We start from the raw sequence: 18,585 nt of genomic DNA, 5'->3' as shown, positions 1-18,585 counted from the left end.
ATGCATCCGCACAATTCCCTTGTGGGAGCGAGCCTGCTCGCGAAGAGGGAGTGTCAGGCAACATAATGTAACTGACACACCGCTTTCGTGAGCAGGCTCGCTCCTACAGGAGGTAAAGTCGTCAGCGGTATTCAAGGAAGATGGAAGAATGAATGTGTTCGAACTGTTGAACCAATGGCCCTTCGGCCCGCTGGACTGGATGGTCATCGGCGCGGGCATCGCGCTGGCCTATATCGTGTTCGGCGTCGCCGGTTTCGGCACAGCGCTGGTGGCGGGGCCGATTCTGATTCTGTTCATGCCGCTGTCGAAGATTGTGCCCTTGCTGGTGCTGCTCGATTTTGTCGCGGCATTCGGCAATCTGCTGCCTTCGCGGCGTGACGTGGCCAGGCCGGAGTTGTTGCGGTTACTGCCCTGCATGGCGGTGGGGTGCACGCTGGGGGTGATTTTCCTGCTGAACCTCAAGTCCGATCTATTGCTGCTGCTGATGGGGCTGTTTATCAGCGCCTATGCCATTTACAGCCTGTGGATAAAGGTCCGTCCGGCGCAGTTGTCCGCCGCGTGGGCGCTGCCGATGGGGACGGTGGGCGGAATGTTTGGCGCGTTGTTTGGCAGCGGCGGCTTTCTCTATGCGATCTATTTGAACAGCCGGTTGCCCAAGGAGGCGGCCCGGGCCACCCAGAGTGCGTTGATCAGTTGCAGCACGGTGGTGCGTCTGAGCCTGTTTGCAATCGCCGGTGTGTATGCCGATCTGCCGTTGCTGGCGCTGGCGGTTTGTCTATTGCCGGCGATGGTGCTGGGGCTGTGGTTCGGACGACGGCTGACCATGCGCTTGTCCCGCGAGGCGTTCGTGCGTCTGGTGACGTGGCTGGTGCTGGCCAGCGGGATCGCGTTGATCGGGCGTTACTTGAGCACTTGAACATTCAAACTGTGGCGGGGAGCTTTGTGTGGGAGCGAGCCTGCTCGCGATGATCTGTCAGCTACATGGGTGTCGACTGACACTCCATCGCGAGCAGGCTCGCTCCCACAGAAAAGCCCCGCGTAGGTTGTTTAGTCGTTGTACTGGCTCAACAACCGCTCCAGCCGCGCACTCAGGCGGCGTTTGATTTCGGTCTCGATGTGCGGGGCGAAATCGTCGATAACGTCTTGCATGATCAACTGCGCGGCGGCGCGCAATTCGCTGTCCAGGTGCAGCAAGTCATCCGGGTTCTTGCTGGCGGCGGGCGCCGGCGGCGCCGTGGTGACGGGTTCAACGATGGGGGCTGGGGTGGTCGCTACGACGGGTGGCGAAGGTTCGCTCACGGTGTCGAACAACATCGGAATCTGTTCCTGATCGCCGTCCTCGACCGTGTCGGTCAGCAGGGGCGGTTGCAGGTTGTCATCGCCGAGCAATTGGCGGATCGACTCAAGGTCATCCAGCAAGTGCGCGGACTGTTGCAGCGGTTTTGGAGTGTCCATTGGAAGGCTCAGAGTCGCTGTAATCGGTGATCTTGCAGAGGATAGCCCTGTTCGCGGTAGAAACGGAAACTCTCCCGCGCGGCCGCTCTGATCGTCGGATCCTCCACGACCACTTCCGCCACCCGGGCGAACCTGTTGGCGAAGGCCGGGACTTTCAGGTCGAGATTGACCAGCAAATCCTGATGCTGACCGCAGTCATCGCCCAACCCCAGGACAATCAAACCCTCAGGCTCGCTGTCGGCAGGGCCGTGGGGCACGAAGCTTTCGCCCTTGAACGCCCACAGCCGCGCATCGAGATCGTCACGCTGGGCCGCGTCGCTGCAGTGCAGGTAGATGCGGTGGCCCATGCGCCAGGCTTTCTCGGTGAGCTTGCAGGCAAAGTCCAGGCGTGCCGAAGGATCGGCGCTGGGCAGGATATAGAAGTCGACTTTGGTCATTGCGGTTCCAGAGCGGCAAGCGGCGTCACCGGGAAGTGACGCCGCCTTTCAACGGTTTCAGGCTTTGGCGCGGTCCAGCAGGTATTGGGTCAGCAGTGGAACCGGACGGCCAGTGGCGCCCTTGTCCTTGCCGCCGCTGGTCCAGGCCGTGCCGGCGATGTCCAGGTGCGCCCAGTTCAGATTCTTGGTGAAGCGCGACAGGAAGCAGGCCGCGGTGATGGTGCCGGCTTTCGGGCCGCCAATGTTGGCGATGTCGGCGAACGGGCTGTCCAGCTGTTCCTGGTACTCATCGAACAGCGGCAGTTGCCAGGCGCGGTCGTCGGCGGTCTTGCCTGCGCTCAGCAGTTGGTCGATCAGTTCGTCGTTGTTGCCCAGCAGGCCCGAGGTGTGGGAACCCAGGGCAACCACGCAGGCGCCGGTCAGGGTCGCGATGTCGATGACCGCTTGCGGCTTGAAGCGCTCGGAGTAGGTCAGGGCGTCGCACAGCACCAGGCGGCCTTCGGCGTCGGTGTTGAGGATTTCCACGGTCTGGCCGCTCATGGTGGTGACGATATCGCCCGGGCGCGAAGCGTTGCCGCTCGGCATGTTCTCGGCGCAGGCCAGGATGCACACCAGGTTGATCGGCAGCTTCAGTTCGAGCACGGCACGCAGGGTGCCGAACACGCTGGCGGCGCCGCCCATGTCGTACTTCATTTCATCCATGCCGGCACCCGGCTTGAGGCTGATGCCGCCGGTGTCGAAGGTGATGCCTTTGCCGACCAGCGCGTACGGCTTCTCGGATTTCTTGCCGCCGTTGTACTGCATGACGATCAGGCGCGGAGGCTGGGCGCTGCCCTGACCGACGGCGTAGAACGAGCCCATGCCCAGGGCCTTGATCTTCTTCTCGTCGAGGACTTCGACCTTCAGGTCCTTGAATTCCTTGCCCAGGTCTTTGGCCTGCTCACCGAGGAAGGTCGGGTGGCAGATGTTCGGCGGCAGGTTGCCCAGGTTGCGGGTGAAGGCCATGCCGTTGGCGATGGCGGTGGCGTGGGTCACGGCGCGTTGCACTTCAGCCTGGGCGGCCTTGATGGTCAGCAGGGTGATTTTCTTCAGGGCGCGGGGTTCGGCTTTCTGGCTCTTGAACTGGTCGAAGCTGTACTCGCCGTCCACCAGGGTTTCGGCCAGCAGGCGGGTCTTGCCATAGCTGTCGCGGCCTTTGACCACGACTTCGTCGAGGGCCAGCACTGCATCGCTGCCGCCCAGGCCTTTGAGGGTATTGAGGATGCCGGCGATGATCTTGCGGAACGGGCGGTCACCTAGCTCGTCGTCCTTGCCCACGCCCACCAGCAGCACGCGCTCGGCCTTGAGGTTCGGCAGGCTGTGCAGCAACAGGCTCTGGCCAACCTTGCCAGCCAGGTCGCCGCGCTTGAGCACTGCGCTGATCGCGCCGCCGCTCAGTTCGTCGAGTTGCCTGGCAACAGCGCCGAGCCTGCGGCCTTCGCCGACGGAGACCACGAGAGTGGCGGTCTTCAACGTTTCGGGGTTGACGCTTTTTACAACCAGTTCCATGTCCGGGTCCCTGAATTGATGGTTATCACGCATGCGCCCGACACTTTATGTGCGTCGATTGCTTATAGATAGAAAGGCGCCAGGATCGACCGGCGACAAAGGCCGCAGTTTGAACCTCGCTACCGGCGGCTGACAACCCTCGGTTGTACGATTGTAGGAGCGAGCCTGCTCGCGAAGAACCTGAGGCCGCCTCGGGGTTTCAGGCTTATCGCGTAATCGTTGACGACCATCGCGAGCGAGCTCGCTCCTACAAGCCCGGGATGCATTGCGCAGTGACAGGCGCACCCAATCACAGGATAATGCGCCATCTTTTTTCGGCGGCTCTGCCTTGCGGGCTGTCCGATACGTTTGCTTGTTTGGCCGCCTTAGCCTGACAACCCTGGAGTGTCTGGTTTGATCGTCTTCCGTTATCTATCCCGCGAAGTCCTGTTGACCTTGAGCGCCGTCAGTGCCGTGCTGCTGGTCATCATCATGAGCGGTCGCTTCATCAAATACCTCGCCCAGGCGGCTTCGGGCCTGCTCGATCCGGGCTCGTTGTTCCTGATCATGGGCTTTCGCCTGCCGGGGTTTCTCCAGCTGATCCTGCCGCTGGGGCTGTTTCTCGGGATCCTGTTGTCCTACGGGCGCCTGTACCTCGAAAGCGAAATGACCGTGCTCTCGGCCACCGGCATGAGCCAGCAGCGGCTGTTTTGCATGACGCTGTTCCCGGCCACCCTGGTTGCGCTCCTCGTGGCGTGGCTGAGCCTGAGCCTGGCGCCACAGGGGGCCAATCAGTTCCAGTTGCTGCTGAACAAGCAGGATGCCCTGACCGAGTTCGATACCCTGGAACCGGGGCGCTTCCAGGCTTTGCGCGACGGCACCCGGGTCACCTACACCGAGAGCATGTCCGATGACCGCGTCAATCTGGGCGGTGTGTTCATCTCGCAGAAAAACATCAGTTCAAACAACAAGGATCGCGGGATTTCCGTGCTGGTGGCGGAAAAGGGGCGCCAGGAAATTCGCCCCGACGGCAACCGCTATCTGATCCTCGATAACGGCTATCGCTATGACGGTAGTCCGGGGCAGGCCGACTACCGGGCGATCAAGTACGACGAGTACGGCGTATTGCTGCCAAAACCGGACGTCAGCGACGAAGTCACCGACCGTGATGCGATGCCGACCAGTGAGTTGATCGGCAGCGACGACATTCGCCTGCGCGCCGAGCTGCAATGGCGCATGTCTCTGCCGTTGCTGGTGTTCATCGTGACCTTGATGGCGGTGCCGCTGTCGCGGGTCAACCCGCGCCAGGGCCGATTCCTCAAATTACTGCCGGCGATTCTTCTTTATATGGCTTACCTGACCATTCTGATTGCCGCCCGCGGCGCCCTCGACAAGGGCAAGATCCCTGCGGTGTTTGGCTTGTGGTGGGTGCACGGGATTTTCCTGTCCATCGGCCTGGGCTTGCTCTATTGGGAACCCTTGCGCTTGAAGATGGCGAGTCGCCGCAGCGCGCTGGAGGTGGCCCGTGGTTAAGCTGGATCGCTACATTGGTAGCAGTGTGTTCATGGCGATCCTGGCGGTGCTCGGGATCATTCTTGGTCTGGCGACACTGTTTGCCTTCATCGACGAGATGAGTGAAGTCAGCGATACCTACACCCTGGTCGATGTGCTGAGTTATGTGGTGTTGACCGCTCCGCGGCGGATGTACGAAATGCTGCCGATGGCTGCGCTGATCGGCTGCCTGATCGGTCTGGGCAGCCTGGCCAGCAACAGTGAGCTGACCATCATGCGCGCCGCCGGTGTGTCGATCGGCCGGATCGTCTGGGCGGTCATGAAGCCGATGCTGGTATTGATGCTGGCCGGCTTGCTGATCGGCGAGTATGTCGCTCCGCCCGCTGAAACCGCAGCGCAGGCCAATCGCTCGCTGGCCCAGGGCAGCGGTGATGCACAAAGCGCCAGGCACGGCTTGTGGCACCGCCAGGGCGATGAGTTCATTCACGTCAACTCGGTACAACCCGGCGGCATCCTGTATGGCGTGACCCGTTATCGCTTCGACAATGAACGGCACATGCTGTCGGCGAGCTTCGCCAAGCGTGCCGACTTCGAAAACGATCATTGGCAGTTGTCGGATGTCACGACCACGCTCTTCCACGAGCGCAGCACCGAAGTGGTTTCGACCCCGGAAGAGCGCTGGGACGTTGCGTTGAGTCCACAGTTGCTGAGCACCGTGGTCATGGTGCCCGAGTCGCTGTCGATCAGCGGTCTGTGGAGTTACATCCACTATCTGGCGGACCAGGGGCTGAGCAATGGCCGCTACTGGCTGGCATTTTGGGTCAAGGTGTTGCAACCGCTGGTGACTGCCGCTCTGGTGTTGATGGCGATTTCCTTCATCTTTGGTCCGCTGCGTTCGGTGACCCTGGGTCAACGGGTGTTCACCGGCGTGCTGGTGGGCTTCTCCTTCCGCATCGTTCAGGATCTGCTGGGGCCTTCGAGCCAGGTGTTCGGCTTCCCGCCGTTGCTTTCGGTGCTGGTGCCGGCGGGTGTTTGTGCCGTTGCGGGGCTCTGGCTGTTGCGTCGAGCTGGCTGATGGCGGGCATTTTTCAACCGCTTTGACGTTAAAAACGCCCTTGTCGCAAGACCGGGGCGTTTTTTGTAGGCACCGTCTGACCTGCGAACGTGACGCTTGCGCCGTGGATCAGGTACAATTCCCGGCTATTTTTCGGCGGGCCATGCCTGCAGCCTTTTTGAGTGTTGATCCGTGAGTGATTTGAGTCATATCCGCAATTTCTCCATCATCGCCCACATTGACCATGGCAAGTCGACGCTGGCCGATCGCTTCATCCAGATGTGTGGCGGCCTCGCCGAGCGTGAAATGGAAGCCCAGGTCCTGGACTCCATGGACCTTGAGCGTGAACGCGGGATCACCATCAAGGCGCACAGCGTCACCCTGTATTACAAGGCTCGCGACGGTATCAACTACCAGCTGAACTTCATTGATACCCCCGGCCACGTTGACTTCACCTATGAGGTGAGCCGTTCGCTGGCTGCCTGTGAAGGCGCGCTGCTGGTGGTCGATGCCGGTCAAGGCGTCGAGGCGCAGTCGGTCGCCAACTGCTACACCGCGATCGAGCAGGGCCTGGAAGTGATGCCGGTGCTGAACAAGATCGACCTGCCACAGGCCGATCCGGACCGCGTCAAAGAAGAAATCGAAAAAATCATCGGCATCGATGCCACCGACGCGGTCGAGTGCTCGGCCAAGACCGGCCTGGGCGTCGACGCAGTGCTCGAGCGCCTGGTCGCCACCATTCCTGCACCGACCGGCAACTACGAAGATCCGCTGCAAGCGTTGATCATCGACTCCTGGTTCGACAACTACCTGGGCGTTGTTTCCCTGGTACGCGTGCGCCACGGTCGTGTGAAGAAGGGCGACAAGATCCTGGTCAAGTCCACCGGCAAGATCCACCTGGTGGACAGCGTCGGTGTATTCAACCCGAAGCACACCCCTACCGCTGACCTCAAGGCCGGTGAAGTGGGCTTCATCATCGCCAGCATCAAGGACATTCACGGTGCGCCAGTGGGCGACACCCTGACCTTGAGCTCGACGCCGGACGTTGATGTACTGCCAGGCTTCAAACGTATTCAGCCGCAGGTTTACGCCGGTCTGTTCCCGGTCAGCTCCGACGACTTCGAAGACTTCCGCGAAGCGCTGCAAAAGCTCACCCTGAACGACTCGTCGCTGCAATACACCCCGGAAAGCTCCGACGCCCTGGGCTTCGGTTTCCGTTGCGGGTTCCTCGGCATGCTGCACATGGAAATCATCCAGGAGCGCCTGGAGCGCGAGTACAACCTGGACCTGATCACCACGGCGCCGACGGTAATCTTCGAGCTGCTGCTCAAGACCGGCGAGACGATCTACGTCGATAACCCGTCGAAGCTCCCGGACCTGTCCTCGATCGAAGACATGCGTGAACCGATCGTGCGGGCCAATATTCTTGTGCCGCAAGAGCACCTGGGCAACGTCATTACCCTGTGCATCGAAAAACGTGGTGTGCAGGTTGACATGCTGTTCCTCGGCTCCCAGGTACAAGTGACCTACGACCTGCCGATGAACGAAGTGGTACTGGACTTCTTCGACCGTCTGAAGTCCACCAGTCGCGGCTATGCTTCGCTGGACTATCATTTCGATCGTTATCAATCGGCCAGTCTGGTGAAACTGGACGTGCTGATCAACGGTGACAAGGTCGACGCCCTGGCGCTGATCGTGCACCGCGACAACTCGCACTACAAAGGTCGCCAGTTGACCGAGAAGATGAAAGAACTGATTCCGCGGCAGATGTTCGACGTGGCAATCCAGGCCGCCATTGGCGGGCAGATTGTGGCGCGGACGACCGTCAAGGCGCTCAGAAAGAACGTATTGGCCAAATGCTACGGTGGTGACGTCAGCCGTAAGAAGAAGCTGCTGGAAAAGCAAAAGGCCGGTAAGAAACGCATGAAGCAGGTCGGCAACGTGGAAATTCCACAGGAAGCCTTCCTTGCAGTGCTCAGGTTGGATAGTTAGGTCCTATGTCGCTAAATTTCCCGCTGTTGCTGGTCATTGCCGTGTTCGTCTGCGGCCTGTTGGCGTTGCTCGATCTCTTGGTCCTGGCCCCGCGCCGGCGTGCCGCCATCGCCTCCTATCAGGGCAGCGTCAGCCAGCCTGACAGGGTCGTGGTCGAGAAGCTGAACAAAGAGCCGCTGCTGGTTGAATACGGCAAGTCGTTCTTCCCGGTGTTGTTCATCGTGCTGGTGCTGCGTTCGTTCCTGGTGGAACCGTTCCAGATTCCTTCCGGTTCGATGAAGCCAACCCTGGATGTCGGCGACTTCATCCTGGTGAGCAAGTTTTCCTACGGGATCCGCTTGCCGGTGATCGACAAAAAAGTCATCGATGTCGGTGACCCGCAGCGCGGCGATGTGATGGTGTTCCGCTACCCGAGCGACCCGAACGTCAACTACATCAAGCGTGTGGTTGGCTTGCCGGGCGACACGGTTCGCTACACCGCCGACAAGCGCTTGTTCGTCAACGGTCAATCGATTGCCGAGCAACTGGTCGGCTCCGAGCCGGGCACGCTGGGCAGCGCCGAGCTCTACAAGGAAAAACTCGGTGCGGCCGAGCACATGATCCGCAAGGAAATGAGCCGCTACCGGGCCATGCCGGACCATTCGTGGACCGTGCCGGCCGGGCACTACTTCATGATGGGCGACAACCGCGACAACTCGAACGACAGTCGCTACTGGGATGATCCGAACATTCCCAAGGATCTGCTGGGCATGGTTCCCGACAAGAATATCGTCGGCAAGGCCTTTGCGGTCTGGATGAGCTGGCCGGAACCCAAACTCAGCCACCTGCCGAATTTCTCGCGGGTTGGCCTGATCAAGTAATCAGACACGGCGCTGTTGAACACAGCGCCGAATGCATTTCTGGAGCCGGCACAATGGGCGCCAGAGGCATGAAAACAATGATATTCAGGACGTTATTTTTGAACACAGCTTTAATTGTCCCAAGCCTGCGCCAACTTACGGCGATGGCGGTGGAATCCAGCCACGAACTCAGCGTGGGTAAACCGTGAGCGTCTCCTTAAGCCGTCTAGAGCGTCAGCTCGGCTACACCTTCAAGGATCAGGAACTGATGGTCCTGGCCCTGACTCACCGCAGCTTTGCCGGGCGTAACAACGAACGCCTGGAATTCCTCGGTGACGCCATTCTCAACTTCGTCGCCGGCGAGGCGCTGTTCGAGCGTTTCCCGCTGGCTCGCGAAGGCCAGTTGTCGCGTTTGCGCGCGCGTCTGGTCAAAGGTGAGACCCTGGCCGTACTGGCCCGTGGTTTCGATCTGGGCGAATACTTGCGCCTGGGTTCCGGCGAGCTGAAAAGCGGCGGCTTCCGTCGCGAGTCGATTCTGGCCGATGCCCTCGAAGCGCTGATCGGTGCGATCTACCTCGATGCCGGCATGGAAATGGCCCGCGAGCGTGTGCTCGCCTGGCTGGCTGGCGAGTTCGAAGGCCTGACACTGGTCGACACCAACAAAGATCCAAAGACCCGCCTGCAGGAATTCCTGCAGTCCCGTGGTTGTGAGCTGCCGCGTTACGAAGTGGTGGATATCCAGGGTGAGCCGCATTGCCGGACGTTCTTCGTCGAATGCGAAATCATCTTACTGAATGAAAAAAGCCGAGGTCAGGGTGTGAGCCGTCGTATTGCCGAACAGGTAGCGGCCGCCGCAGCACTGATTGCCCTGGGTGTGGAGAATGGCAATGACTGATACAAACGCAACTCGCTGTGGCTATGTTGCCATCGTCGGCCGTCCGAACGTGGGCAAGTCCACGCTGCTGAACCACATCCTGGGTCAGAAGCTGGCGATCACCTCGCGCAAACCGCAAACCACCCGTCACAACATGCTCGGTATCAAGACCGAGGGCGATGTGCAGGCGATCTACGTCGACACCCCCGGTATGCACAAGGGTGGCGAGAAGGCCCTGAACCGCTACATGAACAAGACCGCTTCGGCGGCGTTGAAGGACGTCGACGTGGTGATCTTCGTGGTCGACCGCACCAAGTGGACCGAAGAGGACCAGATGGTTCTCGAGCGCGTCCAGTACGTGACCGGCCCGCTGATCGTGGCGTTGAACAAGACCGATCGCATCGAAGACAAAGCCGAGCTGATGCCGCACCTGAGCTGGTTGCAGGAGCAGTTGCCGAACGCGCAGATCATCCCGATTTCCGCACAGCACGGGCATAACCTCGATGCATTGGAGCGCGTGATCGCCGAGCACCTGCCGGAAAACGATCACTTCTTCCCGGAAGACCAGATCACCGACCGCAGCAGCCGTTTCCTCGCCGCCGAACTGGTGCGTGAGAAAATCATGCGCCAGATGGGCGCCGAGCTGCCGTACCAGATCACCGTTGAAATCGAAGAGTTCAAGCAGCAGGGCAAGACCCTGCACATCCATGCCCTGATCCTCGTCGAGCGCGATGGCCAGAAGAAAATCATCATTGGCGACAAGGGCGAGCGCATCAAGCGCATCGGCACCGAAGCGCGCAAGGACATGGAGCTGCTGTTCGACTCCAAGATCATGCTCAACCTGTGGGTCAAGGTTAAGGGTGGCTGGTCCGATGACGAGCGTGCGTTGCGTTCGTTGGGTTATGGCGACTTGTAATACCTGATCTGGATGTACGAGGATCCCCTGTGGGAGCGAGCCTGCTCGCGATAGCGGTCTGTCAGTCAACAACTCTGTTGAATGTTAGTCCCCCATCGCGAGCAGGCTCGCTCCCACAGTGGTTTTGGGGTTGTCAGTAATACCGTGCTCACTCATTGAGATCTGCGATTTCCATGTCCCAACCCATCGCCCAACCCGCCTATGTCCTGCATTCCCGCGCCTACCGTGAAAACAGTGCGCTGGTGGACTTCCTCACGCCGCAAGGTCGGCTGCGGGCGGTATTGCGCAGTGCGCGGGGCAAGGCCGGGACGCTGGCGCGGCCATTCGTGCCGCTGGAAGTCGAGTTCCGGGGCAAGGGCGAGCTGAAGAACGTCGGGCGCATGGAAAGTGCCGGGGTTTCCACCTGGCTCAACGGCGAGGCGCTGTTCAGTGGGCTTTATCTCAATGAGCTGCTGATTCGCCTGCTGCCCGCTGAAGATCCGCTCCCATCGGTGTTCGATCATTACGCCGCCACTTTGTTGGCCCTGGCCGAAGGTCGCCCACTGGAGCCCTTGCTGCGCTCCTTCGAGTGGCGCTTGCTCGATGACCTCGGCTACGGGTTTTCCCTGACTGCTGATGTTCATGATCAGCCCATCGCGCCGGACGGCCTCTACCGCCTGCAAGTGGATGCGGGGCTTGAACGGGTCTATCTGCTGCAGCCGGGCCTGTTCAATGGTGCCGAGCTGTTGGCCATGGCTGAAGCCGACTGGTCCGCCCCCGGCGCTCTGTCCGCCGCCAAGCGCTTGATGCGCCAGGCGTTGGCCGTTCACCTGGGCGGCCGTCCACTCGTCAGTCGCGAGCTGTTTCGCAAGCCCTGATCACACCGTATGCTGTGCACCGAACTTTCTCTTCTTCTGGAGCGCTTCCGTGACCACCAGCACCCGTATTCTTCTTGGCGTGAACATCGACCACGTTGCCACCCTGCGTCAGGCCCGGGGCACCCGTTACCCGGACCCGGTCAAGGCAGCACTGGACGCGGAAGAGGCGGGTGCCGACGGCATCACCGTGCACCTGCGCGAAGACCGTCGGCATATTCAGGAGCGCGACGTTCTGCTGCTCAAGGACGTGCTGCAAACCCGCATGAACTTCGAAATGGGCGTCACCGAAGAAATGATGCAGTTCGCCGAGCGCATCCGCCCGGCGCACATTTGCCTGGTGCCGGAAACCCGTCAGGAGCTGACCACCGAAGGCGGCCTGGACGTGGCGGGGCAGGAAGCGCGGATCAAGGCGGCGGTCGAACGTCTGGCGAAGATCGGCTCCGAAGTGTCGTTGTTCATCGATGCCGATGAGCGCCAGATCGAAGCCTCCCGCCGTGTCGGCGCCCCGGCCATCGAGTTGCACACCGGGCGTTATGCCGATGCCGAGACCCCGACCGAAGTCGCCGAAGAACTCAAGCGGGTGGCCGATGGCGTTGCGTTTGGTTTGGCCCAGGGCCTGATCGTCAATGCCGGCCATGGCCTGCACTATCACAACGTTGAAGCCGTGGCGGCGATCAAGGGCATCAACGAGCTGAACATCGGCCATGCGCTGGTGGCCCATGCGCTGTTCGTGGGCTTCAAATCCGCCGTGTCCGAAATGAAAGCCCTGATCTTGGCTGCTGCCAAGGCCTAAGCAACAACGCAAAACCAATGTGGGAGCTAGCCTGCTGGCGATAACGGAGTGTCAGTCAACAAAGATGTCGAATGATGAACCGCTATCGCCAGCAGGCTGGCTCCCACATTTGGTTAAAGGCGTCTGTCAGAGCGGGGCTGGCTCTTGGGCCGGTTTTGATTTGTCGATCCCCGGAACAAGCAGTTTGCCCTCGGCGACCTGATCGCCTTCAAGCTGCGGCTGCGTGACCCAGGTCAGGATGTCGTAGTAGCGACGGATGTTCGCCACGAAATGCACCGGTTCGCCGCCACGGGCGTAGCCGTAACGGGTTTTGCTGTACCACTTCTTTTCCGACAGGCGCGGCAGGATCTTCTTCACGTCCAGCCATTTGTCCGGGTTCAACCCTTCCTTGGCCGCCAGTTTGCGGGCGTCGTCGAGGTGGCCGCTGCCGACGTTGTAGGCTGCCAGGGCAAACCAGGTCCGGTCCGGTTCCTGAATCGAATCGTCGAGCTGGTCTTTCATGTAGGCCAGGTACTTGGCGCCGCCCATGATGCTCTGCCGGGGGTCCAGGCGGTTGGACACGCCCATGGCCTGCGCGGTGTTCTGGGTCAGCATCATCAGGCCGCGCACGCCGGTCTTGGACGTGACCGCCGGTTGCCACAACGATTCCTGGTACCCGATGGCCGCCAGCAGGCGCCAGTCGACTTTCTCCTTCTTGGCGTAGGCCTTGAAGTGCTGTTCGTACTTGGGCAGGCGTTGCTGCAAGTGTTGGGCAAAGGTGGTGGCACCCATGTAGCCGAGGACGTCGACATGCCCGTAGTAGCGGTCCTTGAGACGTTGCAGCGTGCCGTTCTTCTTGACCTTGTCGAGGTAATCATTGATTTCGTTGAGCAGGCTGTTGTCGTCGCCCGGGGCGACGGCCCAGCTCTGGTTGCTGGCGTCACCGAGGTCGAAGGCGACCCGGATGTTGGTGAAGTACACCTGGTTCATCGCCACTTCGTTGGAGTCGACCAGTGTCAGGTCGATCTGGCCTTCGTCCACCATGCGCAGGAGATCGACGACCTCGACTGCGTCGGACTCTTCGTATTCGATGCCGGGAAATTTCTGTTTCAGCTGCGCCAGTTGTTCAGCATGGGTGCTGCCCTTGAGCACCATGATCTTCTTGCCCACCAGATCCTTCGCATCGGTCGGCCGGGACTGGCCGTTGCGGTAGATGATCTGCGGGGTGACTTCCAGGTAGGAATGGGAGAAGCGCACTTGCTTCTTGCGCTCTTCGCTGCTGACCAGGCCGGCCGCCGCCAGCACCGGGCCATTGGGCTTGCCGACCTGGTTGAACAGGTCATCGAGGTTGTCGGCGGTCTCGATCTTGAGCTCGACCCCCAGATCGTCGGCGAAGCGCTTCACCAGCTCGTATTCGAAGCCGGTTTCACCGTTGCGATCCTGAAAGTAGGTGGCGGGGCTGTTTCGGGTAACCACCCGCAGCACACCATCCTCCTTTACGCGCTCGAGCGTGTTGGGTTTATCAACACAGCCACCGAGCATCAGGAAGAGTCCGGTTGCGATCAGCCATTTGGCGTACCGCGGACGCAAAGCCGTTGGGAAAAACATCTGCGCAGTATACGCAAAGGACCACGGGCGCCATATCTCGACAGCGAGGGGGTTGTCTGCTAGAGATCCCAAAACCGACCGAAACCCCGCAGGAATGGGCTTTGTCTGCATTTTGTTACAGCAAAAATAAGCTGTCGCCACACGCCCCATTAACCTGACTTTCGAGGCAGAAACACAGATCGACACCCGAGTGCAACCGTGCGTAGCGTTTCGGGTGATGTCGCGGCCTGTTTAGGCTAGAATGCACGGCCTCAAAGCACACCCCTTCCCGAGGCTGTCCCGAAGATGTTGATCCTGCGCGGCGCTCCTGCCCTTTCTGCCTTTCGCCACAGCAAACTCCTTGAGCAACTGAGCCAGAAGGTTCCGGCTGTCAGTGGCCTGTATGCTGAATTCGCTCACTTCGCCGAAGTTACCGGCGTCCTGACCGGCGACGAACAGCAGGTGCTTGCGCGCCTTCTGAAGTACGGTCCAAGCGTTCCGGTACAGGAACCGACCGGTCGTCTGTTTCTGGTGCTGCCGCGTTTCGGCACCATCTCGCCATGGTCGAGCAAAGCCAGCGACATCGCCCGCAACTGTGGCCTGGCGAAAATCCAGCGCCTGGAGCGCGGTATTGCGTTCTACGTGGCCGGCCAGTTCAGCGACGCTGAAGCCCAGCTGATCGCCGACGGTCTGCACGACCGCATGACCCAGATCGTCCTGGGCAACCTCGAACAGGCCGCCGGCCTGTTCAGCCACGCCGAACCGAAACCCCTGACCGCGATCGACGTGTTGGGTGGCGGCCGCGCCGCGCTGGAAAAAGCCAACACCGAGCTGGGCCTGGCCCTGGCCGAAGACGAGATCGACTATCTGGTCAACGCCTTCGTCGGCCTTTCGCGCAACCCGCACGACATCGAACTGATGATGTTCGCCCAGGCGAACTCCGAGCACTGCCGTCACAAGATCTTCAACGCCAGTTGGGACATCGACGGCGAGAGCCAGGAAAAAAGCCTGTTCGGCATGATCAAGAACACCTACGTGATGCACAGCGAAGGCGTTCTGTCGGCTTATAAGGACAACGCTTCGGTGATCGTCGGCTCCGTGGCCGGGCGTTTCTTCCCGGACCCTGAGACCCGCCAGTACGGCGCGGTGCAGGAGCCGGTGCATATCCTGATGAAGGTCGAGACTCACAACCACCCGACCGCGATTGCCCCGTTCCCGGGCGCATCCACCGGTTCCGGTGGCGAGATCCGCGATGAAGGCGCCACCGGTCGCGGCGCCAAGCCGAAAGCCGGCCTGACCGGTTTCACCGTGTCGAACCTGCAGATCCCGGGCTTCGAACAGCCGTGGGAAGTGCCGTACGGCAAGCCCGAGCGCATCGTTACCGCGCTGGACATCATGATCGAAGGCCCGCTGGGCGGCGCTGCGTTCAACAACGAATTCGGCCGTCCGGCCCTGACCGGCTACTTCCGTACCTTCGAACAATCGATCACCACCCCGCACGGTGACGAAGTTCGTGGCTACCACAAGCCAATCATGCTGGCCGGTGGCATGGGCAACATCCGTGAAGAACACGTCAAGAAAGGCGAGATCCTGGTCGGCTCCAAGCTGATCGTGCTCGGCGGCCCGGCGATGCTGATCGGCCTGGGCGGCGGCGCGGCTTCCTCCATGGCCACCGGCACCAGCTCGGCGGACCTGGACTTCGCTTCGGTACAGCGCGAAAACCCTGAGATGGAACGTCGCTGCCAGGAAGTCATCGACCGTTGCTGGCAGTTGGGCGACAAGAACCCGATCAGCTTCATCCACGACGTGGGTGCGGGTGGTCTGTCCAACGCCTTCCCGGAACTGGTCAACGACGGCGACCGCGGTGGTCGTTTCGAACTGCGCAACATTCCAAACGACGAGCCGGGCATGGCCCCGCACGAGATCTGGTCCAACGAATCCCAGGAACGTTACGTTCTGGCGGTCGGTCCGGCTGACTTCGAGCGCTTCAAGGCGATCTGCGAACGCGAGCGTTGCCCGTTCGCCGTAGTCGGTGAAGCCACCGCCGAACCGCAGCTTACTGTCACGGATAGCCACTTCGGCAACAGCCCGGTGGACATGCCACTGGAAGTGCTGCTGGGCAAAGCCCCGCGCATGCACCGTTCGGTGGTTCGTGAAAACGAACTGGGCGACGATTTCGATCCGTCGACCCTCGACATCGCCAACTGCGTCGAGCGCGTCCTGCATCACCCGGCCGTGGCGAGCAAGAGCTTCCTGATCACCATCGGCGACCGCACCATCACCGGCCTCGTGGCCCGTGACCAGATGGTCGGCCCGTGGCAGGTTCCGGTGGCCGACGTTGCCGTCACCGCCACCAGCTTCGACGTCTACACCGGTGAAGCCATGGCCATGGGCGAGCGTACTCCGCTGGCACTGCTGGACGCTCCGGCGTCGGGCCGCATGGCCATTGGCGAAACCCTGACCAACATCGCGGCATCGCGCATCGGCAAGATCTCCGACATCAAACTGTCGGCGAACTGGATGTCCGCTGCCGGTCACCCGGGTGAAGATGCACGCCTGTACGACACCGTGAAAGCGGTCGGCATGGAACTGTGCCCTGAGCTGGGCATCACCATTCCCGTGGGCAAGGACTCGATGTCCATGGCCACGCGCTGGAACGACGAAGGCGTGGACAAGTCCGTGACTTCGCCAATGTCCCTGATCGTGACCGGTTTCGCGCCAGTGACTGACATCCGTCAGACCCTGACCCCGCAACTGCGCATGGACAAGGGCACCACCGACCTGATCCTGATCGATCTGGGCCATGGCCAGAACCGCATGGGCGCCTCGATCCTGGCACAGGTTCACGGCAAGCTCGGCAAGCAGGCGCCGGACGTCGATGACGCCGAAGACCTCAAAGCCTTCTTCGCGGTGATCCAGGGCCTCAACGCCGACGACCACCTGCTGGCTTACCACGACCGTTCCGACGGTGGTCTGCTGACCAGCGTAGTGGAAATGGCCTTCGCCGGTCACTGTGGCCTGAGCCTGAACCTCGACGGTCTGGCGGAAACCTCCGCCGACATCGCTGCCATCCTGTTCAACGAAGAACTGGGTGCCGTGATCCAGGTTCGCCAGGATGCTACCCCGGACATCCTCGCGCAGTTCAGCGCTGCCGGTTTGGGCGACTGCGTGTCGGTGATCGGTCAGCCGATGAACAACGGCGAGATCAGCATCACCTTCAACGGCGACACCGTGTTCGAAGGCCAGCGTCGTCTGCTGCAACGCCAGTGGGCCGAGACCAGCTATCAGATCCAGCGTCTGCGTGACAACGCCGACTGCGCCGAACAGGAATTCGACGTACTGCTGGAAGAAGACAACCCGGGTCTGAGCGTCAAGCTGAGCTATGACATCAACCAGGACATCGCCGCGCCTTACATCAAGAAAGGCATTCGCCCACAGGTTGCCGTACTGCGTGAGCAGGGCGTCAACGGTCAGGTGGAAATGGCGGCTGCGTTCGACCGCGCCGGTTTCAACGCGATCGACGTGCACATGAGCGACATTCTGGCCGGCCGTGTCGACCTGAACGAGTTCAAGGGCATGGTCGCTTGCGGTGGTTTCTCTTACGGCGACGTACTGGGTGCCGGTGAAGGCTGGGCGAAATCCGCACTGTTCAACAGCCGTGCCCGCGATGCGTTCCAGGGCTTCTTCGAACGCAACGACAGCTTCACCCTCGGCGTGTGCAATGGTTGCCAGATGATGTCCAACCTGCATGAGCTGATCCCGGGCAGCGAGTTCTGGCCGCACTTCGTGCGCAACCGTTCCGAGCAGTTCGAAGCCCGCGTTGCCATGGTGCAGATCCAGGAATCGAACTCGATCTTCCTGCAAGGCATGGCCGGTTCGCGCATGCCGATCGCCATCGCCCACGGCGAAGGCCACGCCGAGTTCGCCAGCGAAGAAGCACTGCTGGAAGCCGATCTGTCCGGTTGCGTGGCGATGCGTTTCGTCGACAACCACGGCAAAGTCACCGAAAGCTACCCGGCCAACCCGAACGGCTCGCCGCGCGGGATCACCGGTTTGACCAGCCGCGACGGTCGCGTGACCATCATGATGCCGCACCCGGAACGTGTGTTCCGCGCCGTGCAGAACTCGTGGCGCTCCGATGACTGGAACGAAGATGCACCGCTGATGCGTATGTTCCGTAATGCTCGGGTCTGGGTAAACTAAAAGCGGGTGAACTAAGCGCCGTGTACAAGCTCAGCTTTTTCGTTCCAACCAGTCACGTCGAAGACGTGAAGAGTGCCGTATTCGCCGCCGGTGGCGGGCGGATCGGTGCTTACGACCACTGTGCGTGGCAGGTGTCGGGCCTGGGCCAGTTTCGCCCACTGGATGGCAGTCAGCCGTTCATTGGCGAGGCAGGGCAGGTCGAACAGGTCGAGGAATGGAAGGTTGAGCTGGTGGTGGCCGATGAGTTGATTCGCTCGGTGGTGGCGGCTCTGAAACAGAGCCATCCCTACGAGACACCGGCTTATGAAGTGTGGCGGTTGGAGGATTTCTGATCTTCCTGGCTGCTGAAATGAGAAACCCGCTGAAAGTGATTTCAGCGGGTTTTTTGTTGCTCAGGATTCAGTGGTGTCAGTGAGGGCCTCATCGCGAGCAAGCTCGCTTGTATGGTAGGACTTGAAGGGAGGAGGAGGGACAAGGCTCGATTCTGACTGTTAGCGCAGTACAGACCGTGGGAGATTTCGCCCCTCCTCCTTTCACCCAAGCGCCGATAAAGAATGCAT

15 protein-coding genes are annotated in these 18,585 nt (G+C 60.9%); 11 read left to right on the top strand and 4 right to left on the bottom strand.

Going from position 1 to position 18,585, the window contains the following annotated elements; translation table 11 throughout:
* Positions 1-148 precede the first annotated feature (148 nt).
* Positions 149-916, top strand: a complete 768-nt coding sequence (locus BSF44_RS24880; RefSeq protein ID WP_095945772.1) for a sulfite exporter TauE/SafE family protein — start codon at positions 149-151, stop codon at positions 914-916.
* 131 nt (positions 917-1,047) lie between these two features.
* Here BSF44_RS24880 and BSF44_RS24875 read toward each other — a convergent pair whose 3' ends face one another.
* From BSF44_RS24875 to BSF44_RS24865, 3 genes are read right to left on the bottom strand one after another with little or no spacing between them, the layout of a single operon-like run.
* A complete protein-coding gene (locus tag BSF44_RS24875) occupies positions 1,048-1,455 on the bottom strand; it encodes a DNA polymerase III subunit chi (RefSeq protein WP_095945771.1) in 408 nt (135 codons plus the stop codon).
* An 8-nt stretch (positions 1,456-1,463) separates the two neighbouring features.
* Positions 1,464-1,892 carry a DNA polymerase III subunit chi gene (locus tag BSF44_RS24870; RefSeq protein ID WP_095945770.1) on the bottom strand — a complete coding sequence of 143 codons (429 nt, stop codon included), beginning with the start codon at positions 1,890-1,892 and terminating at the stop codon, positions 1,464-1,466.
* A 57-nt stretch (positions 1,893-1,949) separates the two neighbouring features.
* Positions 1,950-3,440 carry a leucyl aminopeptidase gene (locus BSF44_RS24865; protein WP_095945769.1) on the bottom strand — a complete coding sequence of 497 codons (1,491 nt, stop codon included), beginning with the start codon at positions 3,438-3,440 and terminating at the stop codon, positions 1,950-1,952.
* A gap of 393 nt (positions 3,441-3,833) precedes the next feature.
* Here BSF44_RS24865 and lptF point away from each other — a divergent pair, with 393 nt between their 5' ends.
* The 8 genes from lptF to pdxJ all read left to right on the top strand — a co-directional run bounded on the left by lptF (position 3,834) and on the right by pdxJ (position 12,256).
* Entirely contained in the window at positions 3,834-4,952 is a 1,119-nt protein-coding gene (gene lptF / locus BSF44_RS24860) for an LPS export ABC transporter permease LptF (RefSeq protein ID WP_095945768.1), read from the top strand.
* Positions 4,945-6,006, top strand: coding sequence for an LPS export ABC transporter permease LptG (gene lptG, locus BSF44_RS24855; protein WP_095945767.1), 1,062 nt, complete (start codon positions 4,945-4,947; stop codon positions 6,004-6,006). The genes lptF and lptG overlap by 8 nt, the downstream gene beginning before the upstream one ends.
* A 171-nt stretch (positions 6,007-6,177) precedes the next feature.
* On the top strand, positions 6,178-7,977 hold the full coding sequence (gene lepA, locus BSF44_RS24850; protein WP_095945766.1) for a translation elongation factor 4: 1,800 nt from the start codon (positions 6,178-6,180) through the stop codon (positions 7,975-7,977).
* A 5-nt stretch (positions 7,978-7,982) separates the two neighbouring features.
* Positions 7,983-8,837: a signal peptidase I gene (gene lepB / locus BSF44_RS24845; RefSeq protein ID WP_095945765.1), complete on the top strand. Its 855-nt coding sequence runs from the start codon at positions 7,983-7,985 to the stop codon at positions 8,835-8,837.
* Between the two features lie 184 nt (positions 8,838-9,021).
* Entirely contained in the window at positions 9,022-9,711 is a 690-nt protein-coding gene (rnc, locus tag BSF44_RS24840; protein ID WP_008053221.1) for a ribonuclease III, read from the top strand.
* Positions 9,704-10,606, top strand: a complete 903-nt coding sequence (gene era, locus BSF44_RS24835) for a GTPase Era (RefSeq protein WP_007973959.1) — start codon at positions 9,704-9,706, stop codon at positions 10,604-10,606. The genes rnc and era overlap by 8 nt, the downstream gene beginning before the upstream one ends.
* Positions 10,607-10,779: 173 nt before the next feature.
* The gene (gene recO, locus BSF44_RS24830) at positions 10,780-11,463 is read left to right on the top strand and encodes a DNA repair protein RecO (protein WP_095945764.1); all 684 of its coding nucleotides are present in this window, start codon (positions 10,780-10,782) and stop codon (positions 11,461-11,463) included.
* 49 nt (positions 11,464-11,512) lie between these two features.
* A complete protein-coding gene (gene pdxJ, locus BSF44_RS24825; protein WP_095945763.1) occupies positions 11,513-12,256 on the top strand; it encodes a pyridoxine 5'-phosphate synthase in 744 nt (247 codons plus the stop codon).
* 126 nt (positions 12,257-12,382) lie between these two features.
* Here pdxJ and mltF read toward each other — a convergent pair whose 3' ends face one another.
* Entirely contained in the window at positions 12,383-13,843 is a 1,461-nt protein-coding gene (gene mltF, locus BSF44_RS24820) for a membrane-bound lytic murein transglycosylase MltF (RefSeq protein ID WP_095945762.1), read from the bottom strand.
* A 285-nt stretch (positions 13,844-14,128) separates the two neighbouring features.
* Here mltF and purL point away from each other — a divergent pair, with 285 nt between their 5' ends.
* Both purL and BSF44_RS24810 read left to right on the top strand, forming a co-directional pair.
* On the top strand, positions 14,129-18,025 hold the full coding sequence (purL, locus tag BSF44_RS24815) for a phosphoribosylformylglycinamidine synthase (RefSeq protein WP_095945761.1): 3,897 nt from the start codon (positions 14,129-14,131) through the stop codon (positions 18,023-18,025).
* Positions 18,026-18,045: 20 nt separating this feature from the next.
* Positions 18,046-18,357 carry a YqfO family protein gene (locus BSF44_RS24810; protein ID WP_095945760.1) on the top strand — a complete coding sequence of 104 codons (312 nt, stop codon included), beginning with the start codon at positions 18,046-18,048 and terminating at the stop codon, positions 18,355-18,357.
* The last annotated feature ends 228 nt before the right edge of the window (positions 18,358-18,585 follow it).

The organism is Pseudomonas sp. ACN8, assembly GCF_002303925.1.
In the GTDB taxonomy this organism is placed as follows: Bacteria; Pseudomonadota; Gammaproteobacteria; order Pseudomonadales; family Pseudomonadaceae; genus Aquipseudomonas.
The sequence above is the reverse complement of the archived record's forward strand: the minus strand, read 5'-3'. Positions and strand labels throughout refer to the sequence as shown.